The following is a 26,257-nucleotide window of genomic DNA, read 5'->3' on the forward strand; positions in this document are numbered from 1 at the left end:
ATTGCCTTGTAACTGGATATTTTTATTGATTTTGACTTTGTGATAACAATCGAACTCAGGTTATGATCAATTCTGATTTGAATGTTTTCAGGTCAAAATTTATTTCATTGAATTAAATGTTGGAAAAGGGGCGTAGCCCTGATATATTAGTAGAAAAGAATTGATAATGAAGAAGTCTGTTTGGTTGATTGCATCTGTTTTGTTTTTTTCACTGTCTTGCACAGAGTTTGAAGAGGTAGGTGGTTCTTGTACCGTGTATTTGAAAGACACAGATGCCGGGGGAACCCAATCTTCCTATGTGATCGAGCAGGATCTGAGAAGGAACAAAAAGACAGGCGTGTTTACTTACAGAATATTCGATGAAGACGGTAGCTCCAAGCTATGGTCGATTTCCAGGGCAAAAGACCCAGAAGAAGATGGTACATATAGGTATTTCTCAAAAAGTCAGGACGGAAGAACCATTGAAGTAGATCGAATAGAGTGTGGAAACCAAATCTATCTCCACAAAGATGTAGATGAAGAAGATTAACCAATGTGTAAAACAAACTAGATTATGGTTGGATTGGCAATTTTCAAAATGAAAAACACTAAAGTAGTGTTGGGATTAATTCTTGTTTTTTATTGTTTCGGGAAGGTTTATGCAATAAATCCAGATAGAGAATATATCCGTACTCCAGACTCAATGAATTACTTCATCGGAGAAAATGGCAAAGTCATGAGGTATTTTGAATCCAATTTTTCTACAATTGGACCGTCCATCTCAGAAATTGCCCTGACTTTATTCCAATCAGCATCCTCTCCAAATTTTGAGAAAGCGTATTTTGCCCACCTTTCATTTTTATGTGCCAAAAGGTAAACCAACTTAGGTTGTTTTCCATCTTTTTCCACCGTGTACCAATACATGACATTAGTCATGCGATATCTTGAAAAAATCTCCCTGGTATAATCCCTAAACCTGGCATTGATTGCCTCTACCTTTCCTGGGTGTAAATGGTAAGTTCTGAGTTCAAATATTTTCTTTTTATTGGAGAGTTTGCTTATTTCAGGACTCAAGTCATTGGCTATTTTCATGAAAGTCTGTTCTATATTGGCGACTAGGGGACCATCGGCTTCTGAGTCTTTATGCACTTTTTTCCACTCAGGATCATTCACGAACTTTTCCCATAATATATCTCTGGAGTCTTCATCAGGATAGGCCAAAATAAATGTTATCGTGTAATCGGAAAGATCTGTTGGGACGAAATATGCGATGTTCTCAATCCCATTTTTCTCAAAAAGCTCCAAAGTATGGTTTTCAAACCTACTGACGAGTTTTGCTCTTTTGCCTTCATGGGCTGTATAAGTACGCATTTCAAAATACCGAGTATCTTGGGCTGACAAGGAAAATGTAAGTAGAATTAAAAATAAGAATAGACTATGTTTTAAAATTTTCATCGTAGGTGTATTGTTTTACTTTTGGATATATTTCTTGGGAAAATTTGGGTCGAAATCGAACAAATTTTTTTCACATATTTTACTGTCGGTTTAATCTGTTGGCTGTAGGTATACAGTGATTGAAAGAACTCAAAATCCTGTTCTTGCCCAATGCACAAAAGAAGGCATGTATTCAATGAAAATGCTTCAAATCAAAAACTGTGCTTAAATTTGTTTTTAAGTGCTTTTATAGGTGATTGAATTTGCGGTGGATCACTTGTCTCCAAAACAAATCTCTTCCAGATAAACCGTTGAAAACTCTATGGACCTCTATTTGCTTTAGAAAGATGTTTCTTTAATTTTAGACATCAAACGAAATTATGGGAATCCATGAAATATTTATTTTATCTGATTGGCTTATTTTTTACTATAGGTTGCAATTCTGCCAACCATAAGGATGAAATGATCATCCCCGTCGGAATGAAATATATCCCTGGAGGACAGTTCACCATGGGGGTAGATTCCGGTTTGGGATATCCGCAGGAAAGCCCAGCGCATCAAGTAAGAGTCAACCCATTCTTCATGGATGAGACTGAAGTGACCAATGCACAGTTTGGTAAGTTTGTGGAGGAAACGGGCTATGTGACGGTAGCTGAAAGAGAAGTGAAATGGGAGGATTTAAAGAAGCAGTTGCCAAAGGGAACTCCTAAGCCAGACGATTCTTATTTTCAGCCTGGGGCTTTGGTTTTTACCCCACCTGCTGAGCCTGTTTCGGTCTATGATCCCAATATGTGGTGGGCATGGATTGTTGGGGCAAGTTGGAAATATCCACAGGGACCTGAGTCAAGCATCGAGGATAAAATGGACCATCCAGTAGTCAATATAGCTTATGAAGATGCCTTGGCTTACTGTGATTGGGCAGGAAAAAGATTGCCAACTGAGGCTGAGTGGGAGTTTGCCGCCCAAGGAGGAAAAAACGGAAATGCATATTCATGGGGAAATGATTTGACGCACAATGGTCAATTTATGGCGAATACTTTTCAAGGTCAATTCCCTAATGCGAATGCTTCTGAAGATGGATTTGAGCTTACTGCTCCGGTAGGAAGTTATCAAGCAAATCCATTCGGATTGTACGATATGATTGGCAATGTTTGGGAGTGGACTTCCGATTGGTATCATGACAATACTTTCAAACTAAGAGCAAGCGAGGGAATCATCGAAAACCCCAAAGGTGCAGACCGAAGCTTTGATGCCATGGATCCACTCACCCCAAAAAGGGTGACGAAAGGTGGGTCTTATTTATGTGCTTTGGATTATTGCATGAATTACAGAAGTTCCGCAAGAATAGGTTCTGCCGACGATACAGGGATGTCGCATATCGGCTTTCGCTGTGTAAAGGACATTCAGTAAGGGGTAATTCTTGCTACCGAAATTCGAATCTGATATATCCCTCTTCGTCATCCGAAGTCTGATCCTTCATTTTGAGATAAAATCCATTTGGGGTATAGAAACCCATACTGTTGATCTTTCTGTTGGAAAAATTAACTTCTCCGATTTTGGTAAGTGACTCGTCCAAAAGCACAAAACTATTTTTTGAAAAAACACTATTTTCATTTTTACCCTGTTCGATGACCAGATGTCTGAATATGAGACCTTGAAAAGGGTCATGCATCATCGACTGATACCGGCTGGTTTCCAGACTGGGCAAAAACACTGTGTATTCACCTCGAGCTTCTGTCTTTCCTTTCTTAAATTCTAACTGGGAATTGCTTCCTGCAAAAACTTTTGATGGCTTTCCTTCATTAAAAACCAGAATAGAATCCGACACAGGAAAGGCTACTAAATGTTGATTGGTCTTTTTCAAAAATAAATGAAAATAAACACCTAGTTCAGGATCGTCAAAATAATCATTGTATTCCTTCGGGAAGGTAAATTGTAAAGCTACATCTCTTGTGTTTTCTTTAAGGTCAAATTCCCAAACCCAATCTCTATAATTCATCAGTTTTTCTTTGAGCAGAAATGGTACATCTGTAACCATCAGTGTTTCTTTTTCGCCATTCCAATATATTTTATTGCCACGGTTGGCGCTAAAGTTTGCTGCCAATCTATCTTCTGGAGTTTCTGGTAAAGGATAGCGATTGAGGACTTTGCCTTCAAAGTCAGTATGCGTGATTTCCTTTTGATTGGAAATAAAGAATATTCCATCCTCAGAGATCAAATTCCCTGCTATAAAGCCCCCTATTCCATCTGGGCCTTCTTTTTCGAAGGTGGTTTTGGAAACCAAGTTTCCCGCAGGGTACTCATATTTCAGTAGATTAAAGCCAGATATTCCGAGTAGAAATTCCTTATCACCTTCCTTATGGTAAGTGAATTCCAAGGGGAGGGATTTTGTTTCTAAGTCTTTTTCCAGGTAAATTGTATCAGTGGCAAAACTGACCAGATCACCTTCAATTAGCTTTTTTGTCTGATTTTTATCAGATGAACAAGCAAATATGAAGAAGATTAGAAAGGCTACATACGAGTTGTCTTTTAAATGTTTCATCTTATTTTGACGTTGTATCTTAGGAGAATTGGGTCTTCTTTATCCACTAGTTTTTCAACAGCAGCTTCAAGTTGCTCTGTATATTTCCCAAAATAATTATCATCCAGATAATTTTGTACATCTTCGGTATGAAGGATTTCATAGAAAAACCCATTGTTGGAATACCCTTTACCCTCAAATGCTCCAAAAGATTTCGTCATCGTATATTCCTTGCTGGGATATTGAATGTATAAATGTTGGACGGGTATGGAATGGATGTTGTTTTCGACTATTTCCGAGTGTTTTATTCCAAATATACTTATCCTGAGGATATCCTCTCCTGACAGTATTTGACCAAAGTTAAAATTGTAAGCTTGCTGGAAAACAATTTTTTCATAGAGTTTTTCAGGATTTAGTTTTTCATCTTCAGGTATATTTTTATCTGCAAGGTTTAGCCTTACCCATGGCTGGATACTGTCGGATGAGAAGTGAAAAAGTGTGTCTGAACCACCGAAATTGAGCATGTAGCTGTCGTCCGATAATTCGGCAATTTGTCCTTGAATAATGTTGGAAGTGAAGATTCTGGTTTTAGCGGAAAGCGGTTTTGATTCTTCTGTTTTCTCGTTCAAAAGATAGAATACATTGTAATAGTTGTTTTCATCAACTTCACCAGCGAAGTCATTTACCAAAATCCACTTTTCGTTTCCAAGGTATTGATATTGGGAGATGTATTTCAAGCCAGTGTTGGCTAATGATTTGGATCCAACAAAGTCAAAACTTTCTTTGTCATAAAATTTGAAATTGCCTTTTTGATCCCAAATCGCCAAATGTCCATCAATCATATCCAAACCAAGGATATATTGGTATTCTTCTGGACCATCACCTTGCTTCTTGAAAGTTTGAATGTATTGTCCATTATGCTCAAAAACATGGATTGAAGCATCATCGAAACTGCCTGTTGAGAAGTATATGTAATCTTCGACCAGCAATTTAGGATCGCGGGTATTCAATTTCAATGGATTTTCTTCTGGAATAATAAAGGGGATAAATGCTATTTCGTTGACTACCTCATCGAAAGGGGCGATGTCAGATTCGGTGATTTTCAATTCTTGAAAACGGGTTGGGTCTTCTTTTGGGGAACTACAGGAAAGATTAAGGGTAAAGAGAAAAACAGTTAGAATTTGGTAAAAATGCCTCATGATTATTTGGTTTTGTGAGAGGTAGGGAATTTTAAAATTAAGGGCTTTGGATAGAAACTAAAAATGTTTTGGTAAAAAAAATACCCTGAGAAATTAACCTCAGGGTATTTTGAATTTATCAAAATAGGTTATAACTAACATTAAGTTCAACCCTTTCAGGGTTGCCTAATCCATCACTCACCTTGATCCCCAGGTTGAAACCTGGGGCTATTCAAAGTTGAACCACATTCGGGGTTTTTAACTACATTGTTTAAAACCATGATTTCCTGTTTTCAGGACAGAAACTTCTTGCTTTTGACTTTTGGCTTAAATTAGATTTGAAACAAGTTTTCTTTTTTTAATCTTTGTCTAAAGTCTCGCTTCTAGCTTTTCAATGTCTTATCCTGATTTAACTTGACATTTTTTTATTTTAATTACCACATGAACCAAAATATATCGCCGAAGGCTTATATTTATGTATATCGCGCAGCATATATCACTCTCTACCTCTCAAAATCTCTCGATGCCACAAACTTCTAACTTCCCTATTTGTCCTCCCCCAAGAATGGATATTTATAATCCACTGGAGAAACAAATGTTTCCTTAATCGTCCTTGGAGACACCCATCTGAGCAGGTTGATCATTGATCCGGCTTTGTCATTGGTTCCGGAAGCTCTAGCTCCGCCAAATGGCTGCTGACCTACCACTGCACCTGTAGGTTTGTCATTGATGTAGAAGTTGCCCGCTGCATTTCTCAATTTTTGGGTAGCCAATTCGACCGCATACCTATCCGTGGAGAATATGGCACCAGTCAAGGCGTATGGCGATGTCTGGTCTACCAATTCGAGGGCAGTTTCGAAATGTTCAGCATTGTACACATAGATCGTCAGTACCGGGCCGAAGATTTCTTCCTTCATGGTCGTGTACATAGGGTCTGTAACTACCAATACTGTTGGCTCGATAAAGTAGCCTTTTGACTTGTCAAAATTTCCTCCGGCGATTACTTCTACGCCTTCAGCTGATTTTGCGTCTGTGATATACTTGGCGATTTTGTCAAAAGACTTTTCATCGATGACTGCATTGATGAAGTTGGTAAAGTCTTCTGTTGGCCCCATTTTCATGTCAGCCAAGTCCTCTAGAAGATACTTTTTCACATCATCCCAAATATTGCTTGGAATATAAGCCCTGGAAGCGGCAGAGCATTTTTGCCCTTGGAATTCAAATGCACCTCTCCCAAGCCCTACGGCAACTGCTTTTGGATTGGCGGATTTATGTGCCAGGACGAAATCCTTACCTCCGGTTTCCCCTACGATTCTTGGGTATGATTTGTATTTATAGATATTGTTGCCGATTGTTTTCCAGATATTCTGGAACACACCAGTGGAACCTGTGAAGTGGATTCCGGCAAAATCAGGGTGGTTGAAAATGATTTCACCAGCTGTAGGGCCATCGACATAGATCAAGTTGATCACGCCATCAGGCACACCGGCTTCTTTGAATACATCCATCAATACTTTGGCAGAATAGATCTGCGTGTATGCAGGCTTCCATACGATCGTGTTGCCCATCATGGCAGCAGAAGTAGGGAGATTACCTGCGATAGCAGTGAAGTTGAATGGGGTCAATGCAAATACAAAACCTTCCAAAGGTCTTTGTTCCAATCTATTCCAAACCCCATCACCCGAAACAGGTGGCTGTTGAGCATAGATTTCAGTCATATACTGTACATTGAATCTCAAAAAATCAATGAACTCACAGGCAGCATCGATTTCTGCCTGCATCGCATTTTTGGATTGGCCAAGCATGGTGGCTGCATTGACTTTGGCTCTGTATGGTCCCGCAAGAAGATCTGCGGCCTTTAGGAAAATGGCAGCTCTTTGTTCCCATTGCATGGATTCCCACGCTTCTTTTGCTCCCAAGGCAGCATTGATCGCCTGATCTACATGTGAGGCATCACCTTCATGGAAATAGCCAAGTATATGTTGATGGTCATGTGGAGGGGACATGGGCTTTTTATTGCCTGTTCTTACTTCCTCAGAACCGATATACATAGGCACATCTACTTCTTTGGATCTAAATTCTTTGAGTGTTTTTTGTAGCTCGATTCTTTCCGGGGAACCCGGAGCATAAGCTTTTACCGGTTCGTTTTTGGGTGCCGGTACATTGAAAAAACCTTTAAGCATATTTATTTGGATTTTATATGATTTCTGAATGTGACAAATATAAGGAATATGGCTTGGAATGCCTTTTTATCAATAGGTTTTATATATGTTTTCAACTATGAAAGTCCAAAACATAGTTAAAGACGGATTGGAATGTCTTTATCTCTTGAATGAAAATTGCTGTTATTTGATTTGTTTATTTAGTTTTGTCACATGTCAATTCAAAATTACTTTCTGACTTTATTGGTGACCATAATTTTCCCTGCAATTGGATTGTGTCAAACTGAACCAAAAAGGCAGGCAATTTACCTTGAAGGCTTTGGGGCAGGAGTGTTTTATTCTTTTAATTATGATTGGAGGTTCAGAGATCAGTCAGATGGGCTGGGGGCGAAAGCAGGTTTAGGCTACACCGCCATAGATGGATATAGAGTAACTACGGTTCCCATTGCAGTCAATTATTTAATAGGGAATAAAAAGAATTTTTTGGAATTGGGACTTGGGGGGACACTGTTGTTGGTGAATCATTACAACTCAACTTTTGCATCTTCCGATCCTAGATTTTCAGGAAGTGCCTTCTATTTCAATGGGATTATTGGATATAGAAGAGTTGCTGAGTCAGGGTTTGTACTAAGGGCAGGTTTTACTCCTTTTTTCACGGGAGAAGAAGGGGTGTTCTTTCCTCAATTATCTCTTGGATATGCTTTTTAAAGAAAAATGCCAGCTTTTGGACCGATATAAATCCCTCTTGTATTTAGATTTTTGTCGAAGAATAGACCACCTTCTAAACCAAGGTGAACTTTATTTACAAAAACCTTTCTGACAGCATAAGTTAGTGGGAAGAGGATGCCTGTTTCAATATCTCTGTTCCAAGAAATGCCTCTATAATAATTTTTTTCTTCGTCAAAGGCTATGGGGACTGAGTATTCGTTGTTTTCTATATACCCACCGATTCCAAATCCAAAACTACTCTCCAGACTAAATGGTAAGAGAACTTTTCTTCGAAATGTGAAATAAAGGTGATCAGATTTCACTCTGCCTAATGTTCCAAATGTACCCAACGACACAGGAGTTCCAGCAAGCGATGCTCTATCATAATTGAAAACTGAATGATTAATTGATGTGCCCATCTCCCATTTATTACTTATTTGGTAAATCAGTCCAAAATTCATGTTAAAACCCGCCCTTGGTAATTCAAATTTTATCTGATTCGGAACACGATAGCTACCAAACCCAAGATTAAAATCAAGTTTTTGTGCAGACACCTGAGCAAGTCCCATAATGGTTGCTAGAAATGTTAAAAATATACTTTTCATAAATGACAAAATTTAAAATCTATAACTTATTTCTGGTCCCAAATGAAATCCTCCAAAAACATAAAATGGAGTTAGAAAGACTCCTGATTTGATACCTAAAATTACATTGTTGTAAATTTCTTTATTGAAATTGATTTCTATTGGCATTGTGAAATCTCTCTTATAGTTCTTTTTTCCAGATAAATAATTCTTTTCTCCTTCCCAGTGCTCCAGATAATAACCTATTCCCGTCCCTACATGGATTTGCCAATCATTTTGAAGGGAGAATTTTCTCAGAAAAATAAAAGAAACAGCGTTGAAACTGACTCTTGAACTTTCTCTTCCAACTCGTTGACCATTGATTCTTTCTTCTGCTCTAGCTGGAGAAAAGCGAAAGTTTCCATGGAAATAATTGGAAGAAAGAGTGAGTTTTTCATTGAAATGATAATTGAACTTTAATCCAGCATTTACACCGATTTTCCCATCTACATAATACCAGAAATCAATCGGCGTGAAAGTACCTCCGTGAATTCCTATTTCGTAATGTTGTCCGAAAACTGAAAATGAAGAGATGAAAAAGAAGAAGATTAAAATTTGTTTTTTCATAGTTTATCCAAAAGTTCAACAAAACTATTGGCTACTTTGATATAATCACAGTAGCCCCTCCAATTCTTTCAAATGCTTGATCATATAGGTAGGTTTGACTTCTATCCCTTTGCCATGTGGATCAAAGTACACCTGATCGATATTAGCATTGATCGCACCTAATATGTCGGAGTTGGGATTGTCACCTATCATCACGACATCTTGGTTATTGATCCCAAGGTTGTCTAGGGCATATTGGAAGATCCTTGCATCCGGTTTTTTGTGCCCCGTGGTCTCTGACGTGACTATCAGGTCAAAGTATGGCCTCAAACCCGAAGTATGCAGCTTCTTGGCTTGGCTTTCATCGAAACCATTGGTGATGATGTGCATGGGGTATTTTGGTTTCAGATAATCCAAAATCTCCAAAGTGTAGGGTAGGAGATAGCGTTTGGATGAGGTTCTGTGCATGAAATCAGGCTCTAGCAGTTCTGGGACATGCTGTGGATCGGCTCCGGCATTTTCGAAAACCAGCTTGAAGCGGGAAGTACGTAGGCTGTCTCTGTCAATTTTTCCCACATCATACATTTCCCATAATTTGAAATTCACATTGTAAAAAGCCTTGATCAGTGATTCGGCGTCCCTTATCCCAAGTCCGTGCAGCTTGTGGATATCATGCAGCTCAGTCAGTGATTCTTGGACATTGCGATCATAATCCCAAAGCGTATGGTCAAGATCAAAGAATAGATGTTTGTATTTTTTCACTGAATTTTATTTACGGTAGGGATTGTTTTGGATTTTGTTGATGGCCAACTCCCTGTTGGAATGAAGTATTTCGTAGACTTCCTGATCTTTGATCAAGTTGATGTCCTTTTGTATAAACTTAAAAATCTGGTTAATGATTTCAATTGCCTCTTCCAAAATGTAATAAAAAGTCCACTGGTCAACCCTACGGCTGCCTACCAAGCCCGCATTTTTCAAATAGATGAGATGTCTGCTGGTCTTGGTCTGTGTGAAATCAAGGATATGCTCTAGATCAGAGATCGATAATTCTTTGTTTTGGATCAAAAGATGTATGATTCGCACTCTAGGCTCCTCTGAAAGGGCTTTAAAGATGCGCATTCCATAGCTCAAACTAATGTTTTTTAGTCTCATTAATAACTTTTAACGAAGAAATCGGGTTACTTATTAAGTAAAAACCCCGAAAATAGCCTATAATTATATCGTGGTTTAAACATAGGCTTTTCTTAGCCGTAAATAAAAATAAAATCAAATAAATTGAGACCAAAAATCCAACATATAGCCGTTTTTGTATTTTTCGTTATTTTGGCTTCGGGTTTACAGAGACTACATGCCCAGGATCAGAAGGAAAGAAAGGTGATTCAACTTTCCGGAATTATCCTCAATGCAGATAGTACAGATGCTGTGCCGGGAGTGAATATTTATGTGCCAAAAAAAGGAAGGGGAACTACTTCTGGAAGATTTGGTTATTTTTCAATGCCTGTTTTGGAGGGGGATTCCGTTGTATTCACCTTTATAGGTTTGAAAAAGCAGAATTTCAAAATCCCTACAGATATGAAGGATGACAAGATCAGTTTGATCCTTACCATGCAGGAGGATGAGATTGCTTTGGCTGAAATAGAAGTGATGCCTTACCCTACCGAAGAGGAGTTCAAAAACGCGGTTTTGGCAATGAACTATGAAGCACCGATGGCAATAGATTCCCGTGGAAACATGAGTCCTGAGACGTTGTTGAGATGGGCGGAAAATATGCCAGCTTCCGGAAATGAGAATTTCAGAGGATTCCAACAAGGTCAAATCATGCAAATCCAAGACCGCCATGGCCCTAGGCCATTCAGATTGCTGGATCCATTCGCCTGGTCACAATTTATCCAATCCATCAAGAGGGGAGATCTGAAGAAGAAAGACTAGTTGGAGTGGGAGAGAGACTAGAAGCGAGAAACGAGAGATCTACGACCATGTCACCTGTCTCGCCTTTGTACAAAGAAGTGGAAAAATGAATAGTTTCTATAAATTTCAGTTCGAGATTTCTTTCCGCAATTCTGAGGGACAGGCTCTACGCCTCCCTAAAGTGAGATAAATTCGAAATGACCACCAAGTCACCTCTACGACAGCAAAGATCTTTTTACTTGGACTAAGAGGCATTTAAGAAGATTGAAAACAAAAGTAGAACATTAAGAGAAAGTGTCAAGTAAAATCAGGACGTGACATTGGGATATGTTCCAATACTTTTAAATAAAATCAAATCCCAAAAGGACCAAAGCCAAGGGTGCCGGACATTCCAGTCGGATTTCATGTCCCATTAATCCAAAACAACTTTTTTATATACATTTTGCTTCCTCCCATTCCAGCCTATTCCCGCTTATAGAAATTCAAGGATTTTTTGATTTACCTGTAAGGTGATACAGTTAGGTTTTACTACCTTGTTGTAAAATTTACATTAAGTGCAAATTCTTGATTAAAAATTTTTGTTAACACAAAACTGGGAAACATTGAACTTGAATACCACAATCTTATCGCAACTATTGTTACTTATCTTTACTTTGGGTTGTTCGCAGGCCTCCAAAGAGCATGTTGAAGAAAGCAAAGAGGCTTCAGCTCCAGTGATTATGGCATATTATGTTCCAGAGAGGGAGTTTCGGCAAGAGGAGATACCGGTAGAAAAACTCACCCATATCATATATTCATTCTCCAACCTCATAGATGGAGAGATGAAATTTGGGAATGAAGAAATGGCTGGGCCAATGCTTGAAGCACTTGTCAAGCAAAAAACACGTAATCCTGACCTGAAAGTAATGATCGCATGTGGGGGTTGGGGTGCTGATGGCTTTTCGGATATGGCACTTACAGAAGAAAGTCGTGCAAAATTCATCCAAAGTTCTAAGGAATTTATAGAAAAATATCAGCTTGATGGTATGGATATGGATTGGGAGTATCCGGGGATATCCGGCGATGGTACCATGGCGCGTGAGGAAGATACGCAAAACTTCACGGCCCTGATGAAGGGTTTACGTGAAATGCTGGACACCTTTGATTCCCACAAAGTGCTGACTTTCGCATCGGCAGGCTGGAAGCGATATTATGATTTTATCGAAGTGAATGAGGTGATGAAGTATGCAGACTATACCAATGTGATGACCTACGATCAGGTCTCTGGGGTGTCTATATATACAGGACATCATACCCCGTTGGGGAATGTGGCTAGTGAAGATATTCAAGAGACTCCTTTTCATGCGCACTTGGATAGTCTATACCAAGAAGGTGAGAATCTTGACCCAGATCCACGTTCCGTGGAGAAGATTGTTGATTTTTTGATAGGGGAAGGTGTAGACCCCAGGCAGATCGTGATAGGGGCGGCTTTTTATGGCAGGGTTTGGAAAGGTGTGCCTCCAGTCAACAATGGTTTGTATCAGCTAAGTGAAGGGCTTCATATTGGGTGGATGGCCTACCATCAAATCCGGGAAAAGTACGAACAAGACTCCAACTTTCACCGCTTCTGGGATGAAAAAGCCAAAGCACCCTATATGTACAATTCCAAAGAAAGTTTATTGGTATCCTATGATGACACGGTTTCAGTGGCATTGAAAACAAAATATGCCAAGGAAAAAGGAATCGGTGGCATCATGTTCTGGGAATTGGGCAATGATACGAAGCAGGAAGGGAGTTTGCTCGATGCGATCTATAAGGCGGCGCAGTAATGATGAATTGTGTTTATGCTTGCTGATATTAAAAAAAGGACTCCTTCAGGAATTTCAGTATAAAATGGGCTTTGACCTAGTCATATTGGAAGTAAAAAGAACGAAAATAATCAGCAGAGTGGCATAGTCCTGATGTCTTATCTTTTAAAGAAGCTAGCCCTTCAAGAGTTCTAAATCCTGGAAGGGCTAGCTTAATATTACCTTTTTTTGGAGTTCATCAATTTCTGGAGGATGCCTTCTTCTTTCATGGTTTTCTCTATGTCCGCCACGGTTCTAGGGACAAATTCACTCAGGTTTTCATATCCATTTTCTGTGATAAGGATATTGTCTTCGATTCTTATGCCGATTCCCCACCATTTTTGATCACAATCAGAACCATTTGGGATATAGATTCCCGGCTCGATGGTAAAGACCATTCCCGGTTCAAACGATCCATATCCGCCTCTGTCATGAACATCAAGGCCCAAGTGATGCCCAATTCCATGGGGGAAATAGGGATGTCTTGCACCGGCTTTGATAATCCCCAAATCCGCCAAGCCTTTGTCAATAATATCTTTGGATATAGCCCCTATTTCCTGAAAGCTTGAGCCAGGCTTGCTTGCTTTTGTACTTGCTTCCAATGCTCTTAAGACAATTTCATATATGGCTTTTTCTTCTTTTGAGAATTTGCCTTTTACAGGTACTGTACGGGTAATGTCCCCAGAATACCCTCTGTATTCGGCTCCAATGTCCATCAGTAATACCCCCTCTTGCAAATCTCTGACACTGTTGTCTATATAATGCAATATGGTGCTGTTGTTTCCTGCTCCGGCAATAGATCCATAGCCAATGTATTCTGCGCCATATGCCTTATGTACAAATTCATGAACACCTTGGATCGCCCTTTCGGATACTCCCGGTTTGATCGATTTGAAAGACTCAATGTGGCCATGTCCGGATATTTCGATGGCTTTTTTTAGAAGCACAAGTTCTTCTGGAGTTTTGATTGCCCGCATTTGGTTCATGATCTGGTTGAGCGCTTGGTCAGCTGGCCTGGCAGGGCTGTTGTTGACTGCTTTCAATGATTCAATCATTGCATTGAGAGGGGCATTATGTCTTCCCCCTTCGATCTCGGTGAGGTTGAACGAAAGCGTCTGGTCAAATTTGGAAAAATCTATTTTCGGGTTTTTCAGAAAATCAGTATTCAAATAGACGGATTTGAAGCCCAATTTCTCTTTGACACCATCTATACCCAATCTTTCACCTTCCCATTGTTCAGTTCTAGGGTCACGGTTTTGGACAAATATTATTTCATTGACTTCCTTTCCGTCTATCAGCTGGGGTGTCTGGAATACGACCAAAGCTGAATTTGGCTCCCTGAAACCTGTGAGGTAGTAAAAGTCTGAATTTGGCCTGTAAGTGAATTCCGTATCATTGGATCTGTTTTTGATTGGGTTGTTGAAAAATACGGCAACGGCATTTTCAGGCAGTTTTTCCCTTAACAAATCCCTTCTTCCTTGATGGAAATCAGGGCTCAAACCATCATCAAACCAAGACTGTGCAAAGCTTGGAGAAAAGACAAGAAGTGACATTAGAATACAGAGCGTGATGTATAAAGATTTTCTTTGCATTGCTTTTTTAAGTGCTAAAATGAAAAGGAAATATACGGCTCATTTTTCACAAATAGGAAACCATTAGTCAAATTTTGGGTTCTTGATTTTTGAAAATGTTCACACTTTTCCATTCTCCATTTCTTGTCAAAGAGGCAGGGATAAATACTCCTTCGTGATAGTGAGACCCAGGCTTATATTCTTTTTGCTCGTGGGTTAAGATTCCTTCCAAGATAATTTCTTCTAAATTTTCTTCTGAATTTTGTCTCTTACTGGTCACTTTCTTATTTACATCCTTCATGAAATACATAATATCAAGTTTGTCTTCATTTTGATACTCTGCATAGATATATTGGATAAGTGATTTAACAAAATGCCCATGCCCAGTTTGCTTTGAATTCTTATATTTGTGGAGAAATAAAATAATGAAATAATGAAAAAAATTTTCGTATTCAATCTATTGGCATTGATGATTACTTTTTCAACTTTTGCACAGGAACGATCCAAGCCTAAACTCATTGTAGGAATAGTGGTTGATCAAATGAGGCAAGAGTATTTTTATAAGTTTCAAGACCGGTATTCTGAGGGTGGATTCAAGAGGTTGATGAATGATGGGTACATGATGAAAAATGCCCATTATAATTATATCCCGACCTTTACTGGTCCTGGACATGCTTCTGTTTATACTGGTACTACCCCAGCGACACATGGTATCATTGCAAACAACTGGTATGTGAGGAGCTTGGACAGGAGTATCTATTGTGCGGAAGACAGTACCGTGATGGCTGTTGGTGGCACTGAAGAAAACGGAAAGATATCCCCTCGCAATATGTTGTCAACAACGATCTCGGATGAGTTGAGGTTTTCTTCCAACAAGCGTTCTAAAGTGGTTGGGATTGCCATCAAGGATAGGGGTGCATCTTTGCCGGCAGGGCATTTGGGTGATGCCTATTGGTTTGATAGCAAAACAGGTGAATTTATGACATCAACCTATTATTATGATCAATTGCCAGCTTGGGTGCAGTCATTCAACAAAAAGAAACTAGCGGAAAAATACCTCTCTGGGAAATGGGAAACTTTATTTCCTATAGAAACCTACAGGCAGAGTATAGCAGATGACAATGATTTTGAAGGGCCATTCATCGGAAAGGATAACACAGCATTCCCTTATGATTTGAAACCCTTGATGGAAGATAATGGGGAATATGGTTTGATTTCCACTACACCTTTTGGGAATTCCCTTACCTTGGATTTGGCTTATGCTGCCTTGGAAGGTGAGCAGCTGGGCAAGAATGGAGAGACTGATTTGTTGGCGATGAGTTTTTCTTCCCCAGACTATATCGGGCACAGATTTGGACCTACATCAGTGGAGTTGGAGGATAATTACCTTAGATTGGATAGAGAGCTGGAAAAATTCTTCGAATACTTGGACAAAGAGTATGGAAAAGATGAATACCTCGTCTTCTTGACGGCAGACCATGCGGTAGCTGATATAGTCGATTATATGAAAAGCGAGAATGTCCCGGCGGGAAATTTCAATAACAGATTTATATTGACCCAAATGAAGGGCTTTACATCTGAGAAATTTGGGGAAGGCAATTGGATTTCGAATTTCTCCAATGAACAGGTATTTCTCAATCGTGCCTTGGCAAAAGAAAAAGGAGTAGCTATAGAAGAGATCCAAAGAGCCTTGGCTGATTTTTTATTGGGTTTTGAAGGTGTCAAAGAGGTTTACACGGCGTCTGATATGAAAAAAATCGAATATACCCAAGGCAAAAAAGCACTGCTTCAAATGGGCTTCAACCATAAAGCCTCGGGAGATTTGTTATTGATTTTGGAACCGGCTTGGTTGAGCAGTTCTTACAAAGGGACTACCCATGGGACTGGCTATACCTATGATACCCATGTGCCGATTGTTTTTATGGGTTGGAATGTAAAAAAAGGAAGTAGCGCAAGGTATGTGACTGTAACAGATATTGCCCCTACTTTGTCCATTATGTTGGGGACACGTCTTCCAAATGGGGCAACAGGGCAACCGATTTTGGAGATTTTGGAGTGAGGGTTTTATTAGAAATTCTATGTTTATAGAATCATTAAGTGACAGTAGTCTGACTGAATCATAAAAATTTAAATCTGGAGTCTAATCAGGTTCCATAAAAAGCCAGTGGGGTGTGTTTTGATGTTTTGGATTATACAAATATGGAGTTTCCATGAATGAAAAAATATCAGGCCTACGCCTCTCTGGCAATTGTTTTCGTACTTTTTTTGCCAAGATGACAGGGCTAAAGCCTCTTTTTGCTGATTGACAATAAGTTTTCTGCTTCATCTGTTAGATTGCAAAAATCAGGGGTGCCGCCCAGCCATCTTCGTGGGAAATAAACAGTTCATCAATCCCTAGGTAACTTCAAGGTGTCTGAGGTATCCTTTGCAGACCAATATTGTTTTTTAAAATGTTTTGTTTCGGTTTTGAAGGTTCAAAATCTTATTTTTGGTTATCACTGATGAGCATTTCCATGTAGTTGGCTACAAAGCATACATGGAAATCGATCTGAACATATAGCCCAAATATAAATCACCATATGAAAAAAAGATTGTTAGATGATTTTGAACCTACTTCTAAGGAAGATTGGATTGCGCAGGCAATCAAAGATTTGAAAGGAAAGAATTTTGAAGAAACTTTGGTGTCCCAATCGCTGGAAGGGTTTGCAATACAGCCATTCTATACACGTGAAGACACTGCCGAGTATCTAGGTTTAAAGGAATTTCACCATAAAATAAACCCCAAACCGGAAGTGCCCGGATCCCAGGCAAGGGTCTGGTCAAACACTGTTAGGATTTCAGTCAATTCTGAAAAAGAAAGCAATGTGGTAATTTTGGATTCTCTCCAAAATGGTGCGGATGGTATTGTGTTGGATTTGAAAGGATTGGTAGATTTTTCGATTTTACTCAAAGGCGTTCAGCCTTCATATATCCAGATATTTTTAGAACCAAAAGAAAACCCAATCCAAGTTTTCGGAGATTTTAAGTCATGGCTGATGTCGGAAGGTCATGGTTTTTCAGCTGTCTTTGGAGGTGTCATTTGGGATGGTTCTGTCCAATTTTTGACAAGGAGTACCGAAAGAAAGGAAGTGCGTAGGGTGTGCAAAGAGCTAGTTGGGATGGGGAAGGAACTGCCACATTTCAGATCCTTGACCATCCAAAGTTCCCATTATCACAACTCTGGGGCTAATGTGGTGCAGGAATTGGCTTTTAGTCTAGGGTTTTTGATTGATCTGATTGATGACCTGAATTCCGAAAAAATAGATACTTCAGAGCTGTTCGGAAACCTGATTTTCCAAACAGCCGTAGGTGCTGATTATTTTATGGAAATCGCAAAAGTGAAATTGATCAGGATTATGCTTCAAAAACTTGCTTCGCTTTATCAGTTGGCAATAAATCCAGAGGAGATTTTTATTTATGTACAGACGGGCTTTTGGTCAAAATCCGGGGTCGATCTCCAGACAAATATGTTGAGAAACACCACGGAAGCCATGTCTGCGATATTGGGTGGTTGCAATGCCTTGGAAGTATTGAGACACGATGTAGTTGGTCATGAACCCAGTGGGTTTTCCCTACGCATGTCAAGAAATATATCAAATATACTCAAGGAAGAAAGCTATTTTGATCGGGTATTGGATCCTGTAGCAGGATCGTATTTCTTGGAAAAATTGATCGGGGAAATATTTGAAAAAGTACAAAATAGGCTTGTCGAAATAGAGGATTTGGGAGGATGGTGGGATGCTGTCGGCAAAAACCTACTTCAGGCAGAAATAAAGGAAACCAGAAAATACAGACAGCAAATGGTCATGGAAGGGAAGAAAGTGAAAGTTGGGGTGAATAGATATTTGAGTGGCAAGGAGAATGCAGTGCTGTCTTCAGAAGCTGAAAACAATGAGTCAATTGAACAGTTGAAAATAAGCAGAGAGAGTTGTTTGAGTGAATTTGTAGACCCAAGTATGCCATGAGACCAGATTTGAAACAAATGAAGCTTGAGGGCAAGTCGGGCTTCCAACAAGAAGATTGGAAAGGTTACTTGTGGGATACGGCGGAGAAAATTGACGTTCCTGCCATGATCCAAGAAAAAGATTTGGAGGAAGCAGAACACTTGGGCTTTGCGGCAGGTATTGCTCCCTTTCTGAGGGGACCCTACAGCACCATGTATGTGATGCGCCCATGGACTATTCGCCAATATGCGGGTTTTTCGACTGCTGAGGAGTCTAATGCCTTTTACAGGAAAAACCTGAAAGCAGGACAAAAAGGGCTGTCAGTGGCTTTTGATTTGGCTACCCACAGGGGATATGATTCGGATCACCCCCGTGTGGTGGGAGATGTAGGAAAGGCGGGAGTGGCGATCGATTCGGTGTTGGACATGAAAGTGCTTTTTGATCAGATACCACTGGATCAGATGTCAGTCTCGATGACAATGAATGGAGCGGTGATCCCTGTGATGGCATTTTATATTGTGGCGGCAGAGGAGCAGGGTGTAAAACCAGAACAGCTTAGCGGAACTATCCAAAATGATATTCTGAAGGAGTTTATGGTCCGGAATACCTATATCTATCCGCCTTTGCCCTCCATGAGGATTATTGCGGATATTTTTGAATATACTTCCAGGAAAATGCCGAAGTTCAATTCAATTTCGATATCCGGGTATCACATGCAGGAAGCGGGGGCTACAGCAGATTTGGAATTGGCATATACCCTTGCCGATGGTTTGGAATATTTGAGGACTGGAGTTGCGGCAGGATTGGATATCGATGATTTTGCACCAAGGCTTTCATTTTTCTGGGCTATTGGGATGAACCATTTTATGGAAATCGCTAAAATGCGCGCAGGAAGATTGCTTTGGTCCAAAATAGTGAAGCAGTTCAATCCAAAAAATGACAAGTCACTGGCATTGAGGACGCATTGCCAGACAAGTGGCTGGTCACTTACAGAGCAGGATGCGATGAACAATGTAGCCAGAACCGCAGTGGAAGCACTGGCGGCGGCACTTGGGCATACCCAATCTTTGCATACCAATTCATTTGACGAAGCAATAGCCCTACCGACTGATTTTTCTGCAAGAATCGCCAGGAACACTCAGCTGTACCTACAAGATGAAACTGAAATCACGAGGGTGGTAGATCCCTGGGGAGGATCTTATTATGTTGAGTATTTGACAGACCAGTTGGTGAAGAGTGCATGGGGGCTGATAGAGGAAGTGGAGGCGCTGGGAGGGATGGCCAAGGCAATCGAGGCAGGCATCCCCAAAATGCGGATAGAGGAAGCAGCGGCAAGAAAACAGGCGAGAATAGATAGTGGTAGAGATGTCATCGTCGGTGTAAATAGGTATCAGACATCAGAGAAATCGGATTTTGATATCAGGGAAGTGGACAATGATTCGGTTAGGAAGTCCCAGATTGCCAGGTTGGAGAAGTTGAAGGATGAAAGGAACCAGGAAGATGTAAAAGCAGCTTTGTTGGCAATCACAAATTCCGCAAAAACGGGAGAGGGGAATTTACTCGAATTGGCAGTGGATGCCGCCAGAAAAAGAGCTACCTTAGGAGAAATATCTGATGCAATGGAAGCAGCATTTGGAAGACATAAAGCTACAATCAAGTCAATCTCCGGGATTTATTCCGGTGAAGCCAAGCAGGATGAGAGTTTTATCAAAGCCAAGGAATTGGCAGATGAATTCGCAAAACTGGAAGGTCGGAGACCGAGGATAATGGTTGCGAAAATGGGGCAGGATGGCCACGACCGTGGTGCAAAGGTGATCGCTACAGGCTTTGCCGATTTAGGTTTTGATGTGGATATAGGACCATTGTTCCAGACACCCGAAGAAGTGGCTCAACAGGCTGTAGAAAATGATGTCCATATTGTAGGTGCATCATCTTTGGCTGCAGGACACAAGACATTGGTGCCAGCGCTTATCGCAGAATTGAAAAAATTGGGGAGAGATGATATCATGGTCATTGCAGGAGGGGTGATCCCACCCAGGGATTATGATTTTCTGTTTGAGGCTGGGGTTTCCGCAGTTTTTGGTCCAGGTACGGTTTTGCCAAAGGCGGCAATTGAAATTTTAAATAAATTAACGGAAGGTTGATCATTCAACCTTTCTCTTTTTTTGGAAGATTATGAAATCTATTACGCTTATTTATGATGAAAGTCAGGTGGATGCTTTGGAAGAAAAGATTCTGCCACTATTGGGCAACAATGTCAAAATCACAATTCCTTACAAGGATCACAAGAATCATGGGTTTTCGGAAAATGATTTCATTGTCACCTATTTGTCAGATGAGCAGTTGCGGGAGCTTTTTGATGTGATCATTGAGAAGCACTGGAAGATAGGGTTTTTGCCCCACCCCAAGATGGTCGAAGCAAGGCAGGGGTTTGGGGTATCCTCAAAGCTTGAAGTTGCGGTTGAGAATATTTTGACTACAGAGGAAGTTTTTGAGGTAGATGTGCTTTTGGCCAATGGATGGCCCGTCTTGAATAAGCTGATGATTGGCAATTCCTTTAGCCTATTGTACGCTATCAATGGGGGTAAAAATTTTTTCTCGAAATCAACATTGAGAATCAAGCGGTTCTTGAATTCATTTCGAAGGGTCAAGCTACATCCCTACAATATAAATTGGAACAATGAAGCTGGTGAGTTCAAGGAAAAACCAATTGAGACCGCAGCACTGGGAATGGTGGTTGTCCAACATGGCCAAAGCTCTATTCTTTCCAGAAGAATCATTGAAGGTTCCTATGCCAATGATGGGTTGATGCATTGCCTTATCCTTGCACCGAGTAGTATTTGGGAGATCATAAAGTTTGGGTTTTTCAGTATTTTCAAATCCTCAAAAAGAAACAGGCTTCCAGATTATGTCGCACATATAAAAACAGACAAGGTTGAAATCAGCAGTAGCCAACCAATCAATTTTGCCATTGATGAAGTTTTGATGTCAGCCAAGTCTATTGAATTGGAAGTAGTCGCAAATGCCTTGTCTATCGTGCCAGGTAAATCCCTGAAAATGGACGCCAAAGTGAAAAAGAGCAAGGTTTTCAAGATCCAAAACTTACCCTTGGGGGAACTGAAGAATGAGCTCTTGGAGAGGTTTTTGCCATTCACCAACCATGCTTCAACCGAGGAGTTTAAGTGGCTGTTTACCATTCTGAGAGAGAATGCAAAGTTGAAATCTACCTATCTTGTCTTGATGGCTTTGTCTACGATCATTGCCACTTTTGGATTGTTTGGAGATTCTTCCCCTGTGATAATCGGGGCTATGATCTTGGCTCCTTTGATGTCACCGATCATTTCATTGGCCATGGGAGTATTGCGTCAGGACAATAAGCTGATCAGTGAAAGTATCAAAACCATCGGCTTCGGGCTTGGGGTTGGGTATCTATTTGCAGTGTTGATCACATGGTTTACACCATTGAATACAATGAATAGCGAGATCTTGGCAAGAATCCGCCCAAATTTGTTGGATCTAGGGGTAGCGGCCGCCTCAGGGGTAGCCGGAGCATATGCCCATGCAAAAAAAGAAGTAGCCAAAACATTGGCAGGCGTAGCGATTGCTGTGGCCCTAGTCCCTCCTTTGGCGGTTTCCGGAGTCGGATTGGGCTGGGGAGATTGGTCGGTCTTTTGGGGAGCATTGTTGCTGTTGGGGACCAACTTGGCAGGGATGGTTTTGGCGGCAGCCCTTACGTTTTTATTCTTGGGTTTCAGTCCTTTCAAGCTTGCAAAAAAAGGATTGACCATCTCATTGTTTTTCGTGATTCTCATATCTGCCCCATTGGCATTCGGTTTTTCCAAAATGGTCAAAGAAAACAAAATCATCCAAAGCCTGAGTGGAAAAGAGATCAAAGGTGGCGTGTTGCGGGACGTAAAAGTCATCAAAGTTGCCCCATTGAAACTGTCGGCAACAGTAGTCTCCGAGTCCCCATTGGACTTGGATGATCTGAATAGGGTGAAAGATGAAATAGCAGAAATTTTGTCCCAAGAGATTGAATTGGAACTGTCTGTGGCTGTTAGCCTTTAGGGAGAAGAACCTGACTGGGAATGGGGCTTGGTGAGACTGTTCTGGAGAACTACTCAAATGAAACCTCTACAAGTACAGGAAAATGGTCTGATGGATACTTCTTTCCGTAATTGTCAGTCAAAATCCCATAACGGTGTACAGTCACCCCCTGATTCACAAAAATATGATCAATAATATTCTCTGGGGTATTGCCCCAATTGAATCCATTGAATGTCCCCATTGATCCATATGGGGGGATGACGCTTGTGTCTCTACTATCTTCAAAATCAGAGTTGACGATTGCTTGGTAGGCCGGGTTTTTGCTGTCAATGTTAAAATCTCCCATAAAGATTACGGGCAAATTACCGGTATTGATGTTTGCGATCTTTTGCAAGACCAATTTACTGCTTTCTTCCCTTGCATTTTGTCCAACATGGTCGTAATGGATGTTGAATACATAGAACTCCTGTCCACCTGCATCTTTGAATTTTCCGTAGGTACAAACCCTGTTGAGGGAAGCATCCCAACCTTTGGATGGGATTTGGGGTGTTGTGGACAGCCAAAACGTATTGTCTTCTAGGAGTTGGAATTTTTTCGGATTATAAAATATGGCGGAAAACTCTCCCTTTTCGCCCCCTTCTTCTCTACTCAACCCTATATAAGGAAAGCCCAGTGATCCACTGATATCTTCCAATTGGTTCTTCAATCCTTCTTGGGTGCCGATGATGTCCATTTGATGGAATTTGATCAGGTTGAATAGATGGACGGACCTGTCTTTCCAGAGATTGCCCAGATCATTCGGGTTGTCAAACCTGATGTTGTAAGTCGCAAAATTATAATTTTGGGCTATGGAAAAATTGCTTATGGCTAAGAATAAAGATAAAACCAATGCAGTTTTGAATTTCATAAGTTTGGGTGGATTGATGAATAGATTCAGTTTTCTTTATTACTTTTAAATTTAAGAAGAAATAACAAAAGAACTTTAAAAAAATGACCATCGATCCCAATTCAATTTCAGCGGCTGAGTTTCAAGCATATTTGCAAGGGGCAATCGCTCCCCGGCCAATAGCTTTTGCGAGTACCATCGATGTGGATGGGAATGTGAATTTGAGCCCTTTTAGTTATTTTAATGTATTTAGTTCTAATCCACCGATATTGGTATTCTCCCCGTCCCGAAGGGTTCGGGACAACAGCACGAAACATACCTTGGAAAATGTCCATCAAGTAAAGGAGGTTGTGATCAATATCGTTGATTTTTCATTGGTAGAACAGATGTCTTTGGCAAGTACGGAGTATGAAAAAGGGGTAAATGAATTTGTGAAAGCAGGCTTGACACAATTGGATTCGATGAAGGTAAAGCCACCTAGGGTGAAAGAAGCCCCAGCATCATTCGAATGTTTGGTTAAGGATATCATTTCCCTTGGTGATCAGGGAGGGGCAGGAAACCTGATTATTTGTGAAGTGGTGATGGCACATATCGCGGAGAGGGTGTTGGATTCCAATGGGACCATTGATCCACTGAAGTTTGATGCTGTGGCCAGGATGGGGGGCAACTGGTATTGTAGGGTCACTAGGGACTCATTGTTTGAAATCCCAAAACCCATCAGAAATAAAGGGATTGGTGTAGATCAGCTTCCGGAGTTCGTGAAAAACAGCATTGTCTTGACAGGCAATAATTTGGGAAGGCTTGCGAATATTGAAAAATTGCCATCAGACGATGATGTCTGGGAGTATGGCAATAGACCGGAGATAGAGGAAATGAAAATCAGGTTTCAGAATGACAAAGAAAGTCTCCTGTTCAATTTGCATACCCATGCGAAATCCCTGCTGGACTCTGGCAATATTGAAGATGCATGGAAAGTGTTGCTGCAGTAAACCTGAAGCAATATTCTGAAAATTAAGTAAAAGGAGGAGCATTTTGCTCCTCCTTTTACTCCTTATTATTCGACAATTATATCATAAGGCATTCTTAGCATCAAGCCTTGGTATTTTTTGATTCTTTCTATCTGGGCATAAGCTGGATAGAATTCCCCAAGCTTATATTGCATATACCTGGTCTGCACATCATTCGTCAAATCAGCCAATAACTTTTCAATAAACGGTTTTTCTTGAGGGAAATAGACAATCCTATAATCATCTTCTACACCTACTTTTTTTGCTGCGATTTCTATGGCGTCTTCCAAGTTGCCCAGCACATCCACCAAACCATTTTCTTTTGCCTGGATCCCAGACCATACTCTTCCGGAAGCGACTGCAAGTACTTCTTCTTTGCTCATGTTTCTACCTTCGGATACCCGGGATATGAATGTGTCATAGCCATCTTCTACGGTGCTTTGATAGATTGATTTTTCCAAATCCGTCAACTTTCTAGAGAAGCTCAAGAAATCTGACAACTCCCCGGTTTTTACTACGTCAGTAGTCAAGCCCAGTTTGTTTTTCATCAATCCTTCGGCATTGAACCATAGGCCAAAAATACCGATAGAGCCAGTGATGGTGTTGGGTTGTGCTACGATGGTGTCTGCGGGTGCGGAGATGTAATAACCCCCAGAGGCGGCATACTCACCCATGGAAGCGATGACTGGTTTTTCCTTTTTTGCCTCTGACAATGCTCTCCACATCACCTCTGATGCCAATGCTGATCCACCTGGAGAATTTACCCTTACCACGATGGCTTTCACATTTTCGTCTTTTTTTGCCCTGTTCACTTCTTTGACAAAAGACTCCGAGGCAATCACCCCTTCTCCCGTACCGCTGACAATATCCCCTTGCGCAACGATGACAGCTATTTTATTTTTGGACAGCTTGTTTTTGCTCTTGGAAGATTTGTTGATCGTAGTGACATTGATGGTTTTGATGTCTTTGTCCTCTTCCAAGCCAAGTTTTTCCTTTATCAAATCAGTTACCTGATCTTCATACCACAATCCATCGACTAATTTCAGTTCCAACGCATCTGCATTTTTACGTACGAGCATCTCGTTGTTTATTTCGTGGACTTGCTCATAAGGCAATCCCCTGCTTTCGGCAACCTTCGAAATTGCAAAATCATTCAGGTCATTTAAAAATACAGAAGTCTGTAGTCTATTTTCATCACTCATCTTATCCAGCAAAAATGGCTCGACGGCACTCTTGAATTCCCCAACCCTAAAAATAACCGGTTCGATTTCCAACTTCTCAAAGAGACCTTTGAAGAAGATGATTTCGGATGAGAATCCGTTGAATTCCAAGCCTCCCAGTGGGTTAAGGTAAATTTCATCCGCAGCGGAGCTTAGGAAGTACCCACCTTCTGTGTAGATTTCGCTGTAGGAAACGATGAATTTTCCGGATTCTTTGAAGGTTTTCAATTCTTCACGCAACTCTTGAAGCATGGCTTGTCCGGCGAATACCATCCCAGCTTTCAAGTAAATACCTTTGACATTATCGTTTTTGGCTGCCGTGGAGATGGCTTTTTTCAGGTTTAGCAACCCTACGTTTGCAACACCCCCAAACCCAGGGAGAGAACTAAAATCGAATTGATCTTCACTTGTTCTTTCTACGATGGTCCTGCCTTCCAGATTGAGTACAAGTACTGTATTTTCTTTGATTTCCACTTCACTATCAGAAGATGCGGCAATTGCCACAATACCTGCAATGATGAAAAAACTCATCACCGAAAATATCAAGAGCCCAATGATTACGGCTAAAACGTTTCCTAGAAATTTCATATTTATTTTATTTTAAGTTCCTAAAATACCGCTTTTTTCTTTATTGTTGAACCTTCAAATGAATAAATGA

Annotated in this window: 22 protein-coding genes; 10 read left to right on the forward strand and 12 right to left on the reverse strand. The window is 40.5% G+C overall.

Annotation, left to right across the window (positions count from 1 at the left end):
• The first annotated feature begins 166 nt into the window (after positions 1-166).
• Positions 167-529, forward strand: coding sequence for a hypothetical protein (locus ACFSKL_RS00945; protein WP_376882523.1), 363 nt, complete (start codon positions 167-169; stop codon positions 527-529).
• A gap of 158 nt (positions 530-687) precedes the next feature.
• Here the strand turns inward: ACFSKL_RS00945 and ACFSKL_RS00950 are convergent, their stop codons facing one another.
• The gene (locus ACFSKL_RS00950) at positions 688-1,434 is read right to left on the reverse strand and encodes an NIPSNAP family protein (protein ID WP_376882526.1); all 747 of its coding nucleotides are present in this window, start codon (positions 1,432-1,434) and stop codon (positions 688-690) included.
• A gap of 369 nt (positions 1,435-1,803) precedes the next feature.
• Here ACFSKL_RS00950 and ACFSKL_RS00955 point away from each other — a divergent pair, with 369 nt between their 5' ends.
• On the forward strand, positions 1,804-2,823 hold the full coding sequence (locus ACFSKL_RS00955; protein WP_376882528.1) for a formylglycine-generating enzyme family protein: 1,020 nt from the start codon (positions 1,804-1,806) through the stop codon (positions 2,821-2,823).
• A gap of 13 nt (positions 2,824-2,836) precedes the next feature.
• On the opposite strand, the gene ACFSKL_RS00960 is transcribed toward ACFSKL_RS00955, so the two are convergent.
• The 3 genes from ACFSKL_RS00960 to pruA all read right to left on the reverse strand — a co-directional run bounded on the left by ACFSKL_RS00960 (position 2,837) and on the right by pruA (position 7,295).
• Entirely contained in the window at positions 2,837-3,955 is a 1,119-nt protein-coding gene (locus ACFSKL_RS00960; protein WP_376882531.1) for a DUF4221 family protein, read from the reverse strand.
• Positions 3,952-5,133 carry a 6-bladed beta-propeller gene (locus ACFSKL_RS00965; RefSeq protein WP_376882533.1) on the reverse strand — a complete coding sequence of 394 codons (1,182 nt, stop codon included), beginning with the start codon at positions 5,131-5,133 and terminating at the stop codon, positions 3,952-3,954. Before ACFSKL_RS00965 ends, ACFSKL_RS00960 begins: the two co-directional genes overlap by 4 nt.
• Positions 5,134-5,657: 524 nt before the next feature.
• Positions 5,658-7,295 (reverse strand): L-glutamate gamma-semialdehyde dehydrogenase, encoded by a 1,638-nt coding sequence (gene pruA, locus ACFSKL_RS00970; RefSeq protein WP_376882536.1) that lies wholly within the window; start codon positions 7,293-7,295, stop codon positions 5,658-5,660.
• Positions 7,296-7,487: 192 nt separating this feature from the next.
• Between pruA and ACFSKL_RS00975 the strand changes: the two genes are divergently transcribed.
• Positions 7,488-7,982 (forward strand): hypothetical protein, encoded by a 495-nt coding sequence (locus ACFSKL_RS00975; protein ID WP_376882538.1) that lies wholly within the window; start codon positions 7,488-7,490, stop codon positions 7,980-7,982.
• Here the strand turns inward: ACFSKL_RS00975 and ACFSKL_RS00980 are convergent.
• Genes ACFSKL_RS00980 through ACFSKL_RS00995 form a run of 4 tightly spaced genes read right to left on the reverse strand, consistent with a single transcriptional unit; the run spans position 7,979 to position 10,303 of the window.
• The gene (locus tag ACFSKL_RS00980; protein WP_376882540.1) at positions 7,979-8,587 is read right to left on the reverse strand and encodes a hypothetical protein; all 609 of its coding nucleotides are present in this window, start codon (positions 8,585-8,587) and stop codon (positions 7,979-7,981) included. The genes ACFSKL_RS00975 and ACFSKL_RS00980 overlap by 4 nt on opposite strands.
• A 12-nt stretch (positions 8,588-8,599) precedes the next feature.
• Positions 8,600-9,172: a hypothetical protein gene (locus tag ACFSKL_RS00985; RefSeq protein WP_376882542.1), complete on the reverse strand. Its 573-nt coding sequence runs from the start codon at positions 9,170-9,172 to the stop codon at positions 8,600-8,602.
• A gap of 45 nt (positions 9,173-9,217) precedes the next feature.
• Complete coding sequence (locus tag ACFSKL_RS00990; protein ID WP_376882545.1) at positions 9,218-9,913, reverse strand: YjjG family noncanonical pyrimidine nucleotidase; 696 nt, start codon at positions 9,911-9,913, stop codon at positions 9,218-9,220.
• A 6-nt stretch (positions 9,914-9,919) separates the two neighbouring features.
• Positions 9,920-10,303, reverse strand: a complete 384-nt coding sequence (locus tag ACFSKL_RS00995) for an ArsR/SmtB family transcription factor (protein WP_241410424.1) — start codon at positions 10,301-10,303, stop codon at positions 9,920-9,922.
• 168 nt (positions 10,304-10,471) lie between these two features.
• Here ACFSKL_RS00995 and ACFSKL_RS01000 point away from each other — a divergent pair, with 168 nt between their 5' ends.
• Both ACFSKL_RS01000 and ACFSKL_RS01005 read left to right on the forward strand, forming a co-directional pair.
• Positions 10,472-11,080: a carboxypeptidase-like regulatory domain-containing protein gene (locus ACFSKL_RS01000; protein ID WP_376882703.1), complete on the forward strand. Its 609-nt coding sequence runs from the start codon at positions 10,472-10,474 to the stop codon at positions 11,078-11,080.
• A 581-nt stretch (positions 11,081-11,661) separates the two neighbouring features.
• Positions 11,662-12,867 carry a glycoside hydrolase family 18 protein gene (locus tag ACFSKL_RS01005; protein ID WP_376882547.1) on the forward strand — a complete coding sequence of 402 codons (1,206 nt, stop codon included), beginning with the start codon at positions 11,662-11,664 and terminating at the stop codon, positions 12,865-12,867.
• A gap of 197 nt (positions 12,868-13,064) precedes the next feature.
• Here ACFSKL_RS01005 and ACFSKL_RS01010 read toward each other — a convergent pair whose 3' ends face one another.
• Both ACFSKL_RS01010 and ACFSKL_RS01015 read right to left on the reverse strand, forming a co-directional pair.
• A complete protein-coding gene (locus tag ACFSKL_RS01010) occupies positions 13,065-14,477 on the reverse strand; it encodes an aminopeptidase P N-terminal domain-containing protein (RefSeq protein WP_376882549.1) in 1,413 nt (470 codons plus the stop codon).
• A 67-nt stretch (positions 14,478-14,544) separates the two neighbouring features.
• Positions 14,545-14,757, reverse strand: a complete 213-nt coding sequence (locus tag ACFSKL_RS01015) for a hypothetical protein (RefSeq protein WP_376882552.1) — start codon at positions 14,755-14,757, stop codon at positions 14,545-14,547.
• Positions 14,758-14,889: 132 nt separating this feature from the next.
• On the opposite strand from ACFSKL_RS01015, the gene pafA reads away from it, so the two are divergent.
• The 4 genes from pafA (at position 14,890) to ACFSKL_RS01035 (ending at position 22,507) form a co-directional block, all read left to right on the forward strand.
• Entirely contained in the window at positions 14,890-16,515 is a 1,626-nt protein-coding gene (gene pafA, locus ACFSKL_RS01020; RefSeq protein WP_376882555.1) for an alkaline phosphatase PafA, read from the forward strand.
• 520 nt (positions 16,516-17,035) lie between these two features.
• The gene (locus ACFSKL_RS01025; protein WP_376882557.1) at positions 17,036-18,460 is read left to right on the forward strand and encodes a methylmalonyl-CoA mutase family protein; all 1,425 of its coding nucleotides are present in this window, start codon (positions 17,036-17,038) and stop codon (positions 18,458-18,460) included.
• Complete coding sequence (scpA, locus tag ACFSKL_RS01030) at positions 18,457-20,583, forward strand: methylmalonyl-CoA mutase (protein WP_376882560.1); 2,127 nt, start codon at positions 18,457-18,459, stop codon at positions 20,581-20,583. Before ACFSKL_RS01025 ends, scpA begins: the two co-directional genes overlap by 4 nt.
• Positions 20,584-20,614: 31 nt before the next feature.
• Positions 20,615-22,507: a TIGR00341 family protein gene (locus ACFSKL_RS01035; RefSeq protein WP_376882562.1), complete on the forward strand. Its 1,893-nt coding sequence runs from the start codon at positions 20,615-20,617 to the stop codon at positions 22,505-22,507.
• A 49-nt stretch (positions 22,508-22,556) separates the two neighbouring features.
• On the opposite strand, the gene ACFSKL_RS01040 is transcribed toward ACFSKL_RS01035, so the two are convergent.
• Positions 22,557-23,393, reverse strand: a complete 837-nt coding sequence (locus ACFSKL_RS01040; RefSeq protein ID WP_376882564.1) for an endonuclease/exonuclease/phosphatase family protein — start codon at positions 23,391-23,393, stop codon at positions 22,557-22,559.
• An 83-nt stretch (positions 23,394-23,476) separates the two neighbouring features.
• Between ACFSKL_RS01040 and ACFSKL_RS01045 the strand changes: the two genes are divergently transcribed.
• Positions 23,477-24,361 (forward strand): flavin reductase family protein, encoded by an 885-nt coding sequence (locus ACFSKL_RS01045; RefSeq protein ID WP_376882567.1) that lies wholly within the window; start codon positions 23,477-23,479, stop codon positions 24,359-24,361.
• A 65-nt stretch (positions 24,362-24,426) separates the two neighbouring features.
• Here the strand turns inward: ACFSKL_RS01045 and sppA are convergent, their stop codons facing one another.
• Positions 24,427-26,187: a signal peptide peptidase SppA gene (sppA, locus tag ACFSKL_RS01050; RefSeq protein WP_376882569.1), complete on the reverse strand. Its 1,761-nt coding sequence runs from the start codon at positions 26,185-26,187 to the stop codon at positions 24,427-24,429.
• Positions 26,188-26,257: the final 70 nt, after the last annotated feature.

Origin of the sequence: Belliella marina (assembly GCF_042682445.1) — a bacterium.
In the GTDB taxonomy this organism is placed as follows: domain Bacteria; phylum Bacteroidota; class Bacteroidia; order Cytophagales; family Cyclobacteriaceae; genus Belliella; species Belliella marina.

Excerpts from the sequence above, each read along its gene's own strand:
- ACFSKL_RS01035 (WP_376882562.1), top strand. The coding sequence starts at position 20,615 with ATGAAATCTATTACGCTTATTTATGATGAAAGTCAGGTGGATGCTTTG.
- ACFSKL_RS00995 (WP_241410424.1), bottom strand. The coding sequence starts at position 10,303 with ATGAGACTAAAAAACATTAGTTTGAGCTATGGAATGCGCATCTTTAAA.
- pruA (WP_376882536.1), bottom strand. The coding sequence starts at position 7,295 with ATGCTTAAAGGTTTTTTCAATGTACCGGCACCCAAAAACGAACCGGTA.
- ACFSKL_RS01045 (WP_376882567.1), top strand. The coding sequence starts at position 23,477 with ATGACCATCGATCCCAATTCAATTTCAGCGGCTGAGTTTCAAGCATAT.
- ACFSKL_RS01015 (WP_376882552.1), bottom strand. The coding sequence starts at position 14,757 with ATGAAGGATGTAAATAAGAAAGTGACCAGTAAGAGACAAAATTCAGAA.
- ACFSKL_RS01010 (WP_376882549.1), bottom strand. The coding sequence starts at position 14,477 with ATGCAAAGAAAATCTTTATACATCACGCTCTGTATTCTAATGTCACTT.
- ACFSKL_RS00975 (WP_376882538.1), top strand. The coding sequence starts at position 7,488 with ATGTCAATTCAAAATTACTTTCTGACTTTATTGGTGACCATAATTTTC.
- ACFSKL_RS01025 (WP_376882557.1), top strand. The coding sequence starts at position 17,036 with ATGAAAAAAAGATTGTTAGATGATTTTGAACCTACTTCTAAGGAAGAT.
- ACFSKL_RS00945 (WP_376882523.1), top strand. The coding sequence starts at position 167 with ATGAAGAAGTCTGTTTGGTTGATTGCATCTGTTTTGTTTTTTTCACTG.
- ACFSKL_RS00980 (WP_376882540.1), bottom strand. The coding sequence starts at position 8,587 with ATGAAAAGTATATTTTTAACATTTCTAGCAACCATTATGGGACTTGCT.
- ACFSKL_RS00960 (WP_376882531.1), bottom strand. The coding sequence starts at position 3,955 with ATGAAACATTTAAAAGACAACTCGTATGTAGCCTTTCTAATCTTCTTC.
- ACFSKL_RS00950 (WP_376882526.1), bottom strand. The coding sequence starts at position 1,434 with ATGAAAATTTTAAAACATAGTCTATTCTTATTTTTAATTCTACTTACA.
- ACFSKL_RS01040 (WP_376882564.1), bottom strand. The coding sequence starts at position 23,393 with ATGAAATTCAAAACTGCATTGGTTTTATCTTTATTCTTAGCCATAAGC.
- ACFSKL_RS00965 (WP_376882533.1), bottom strand. The coding sequence starts at position 5,133 with ATGAGGCATTTTTACCAAATTCTAACTGTTTTTCTCTTTACCCTTAAT.
- scpA (WP_376882560.1), top strand. The coding sequence starts at position 18,457 with ATGAGACCAGATTTGAAACAAATGAAGCTTGAGGGCAAGTCGGGCTTC.
- ACFSKL_RS00955 (WP_376882528.1), top strand. The coding sequence starts at position 1,804 with ATGAAATATTTATTTTATCTGATTGGCTTATTTTTTACTATAGGTTGC.
- pafA (WP_376882555.1), top strand. The coding sequence starts at position 14,890 with ATGAAAAAAATTTTCGTATTCAATCTATTGGCATTGATGATTACTTTT.
- ACFSKL_RS00985 (WP_376882542.1), bottom strand. The coding sequence starts at position 9,172 with ATGAAAAAACAAATTTTAATCTTCTTCTTTTTCATCTCTTCATTTTCA.
- sppA (WP_376882569.1), bottom strand. The coding sequence starts at position 26,187 with ATGAAATTTCTAGGAAACGTTTTAGCCGTAATCATTGGGCTCTTGATA.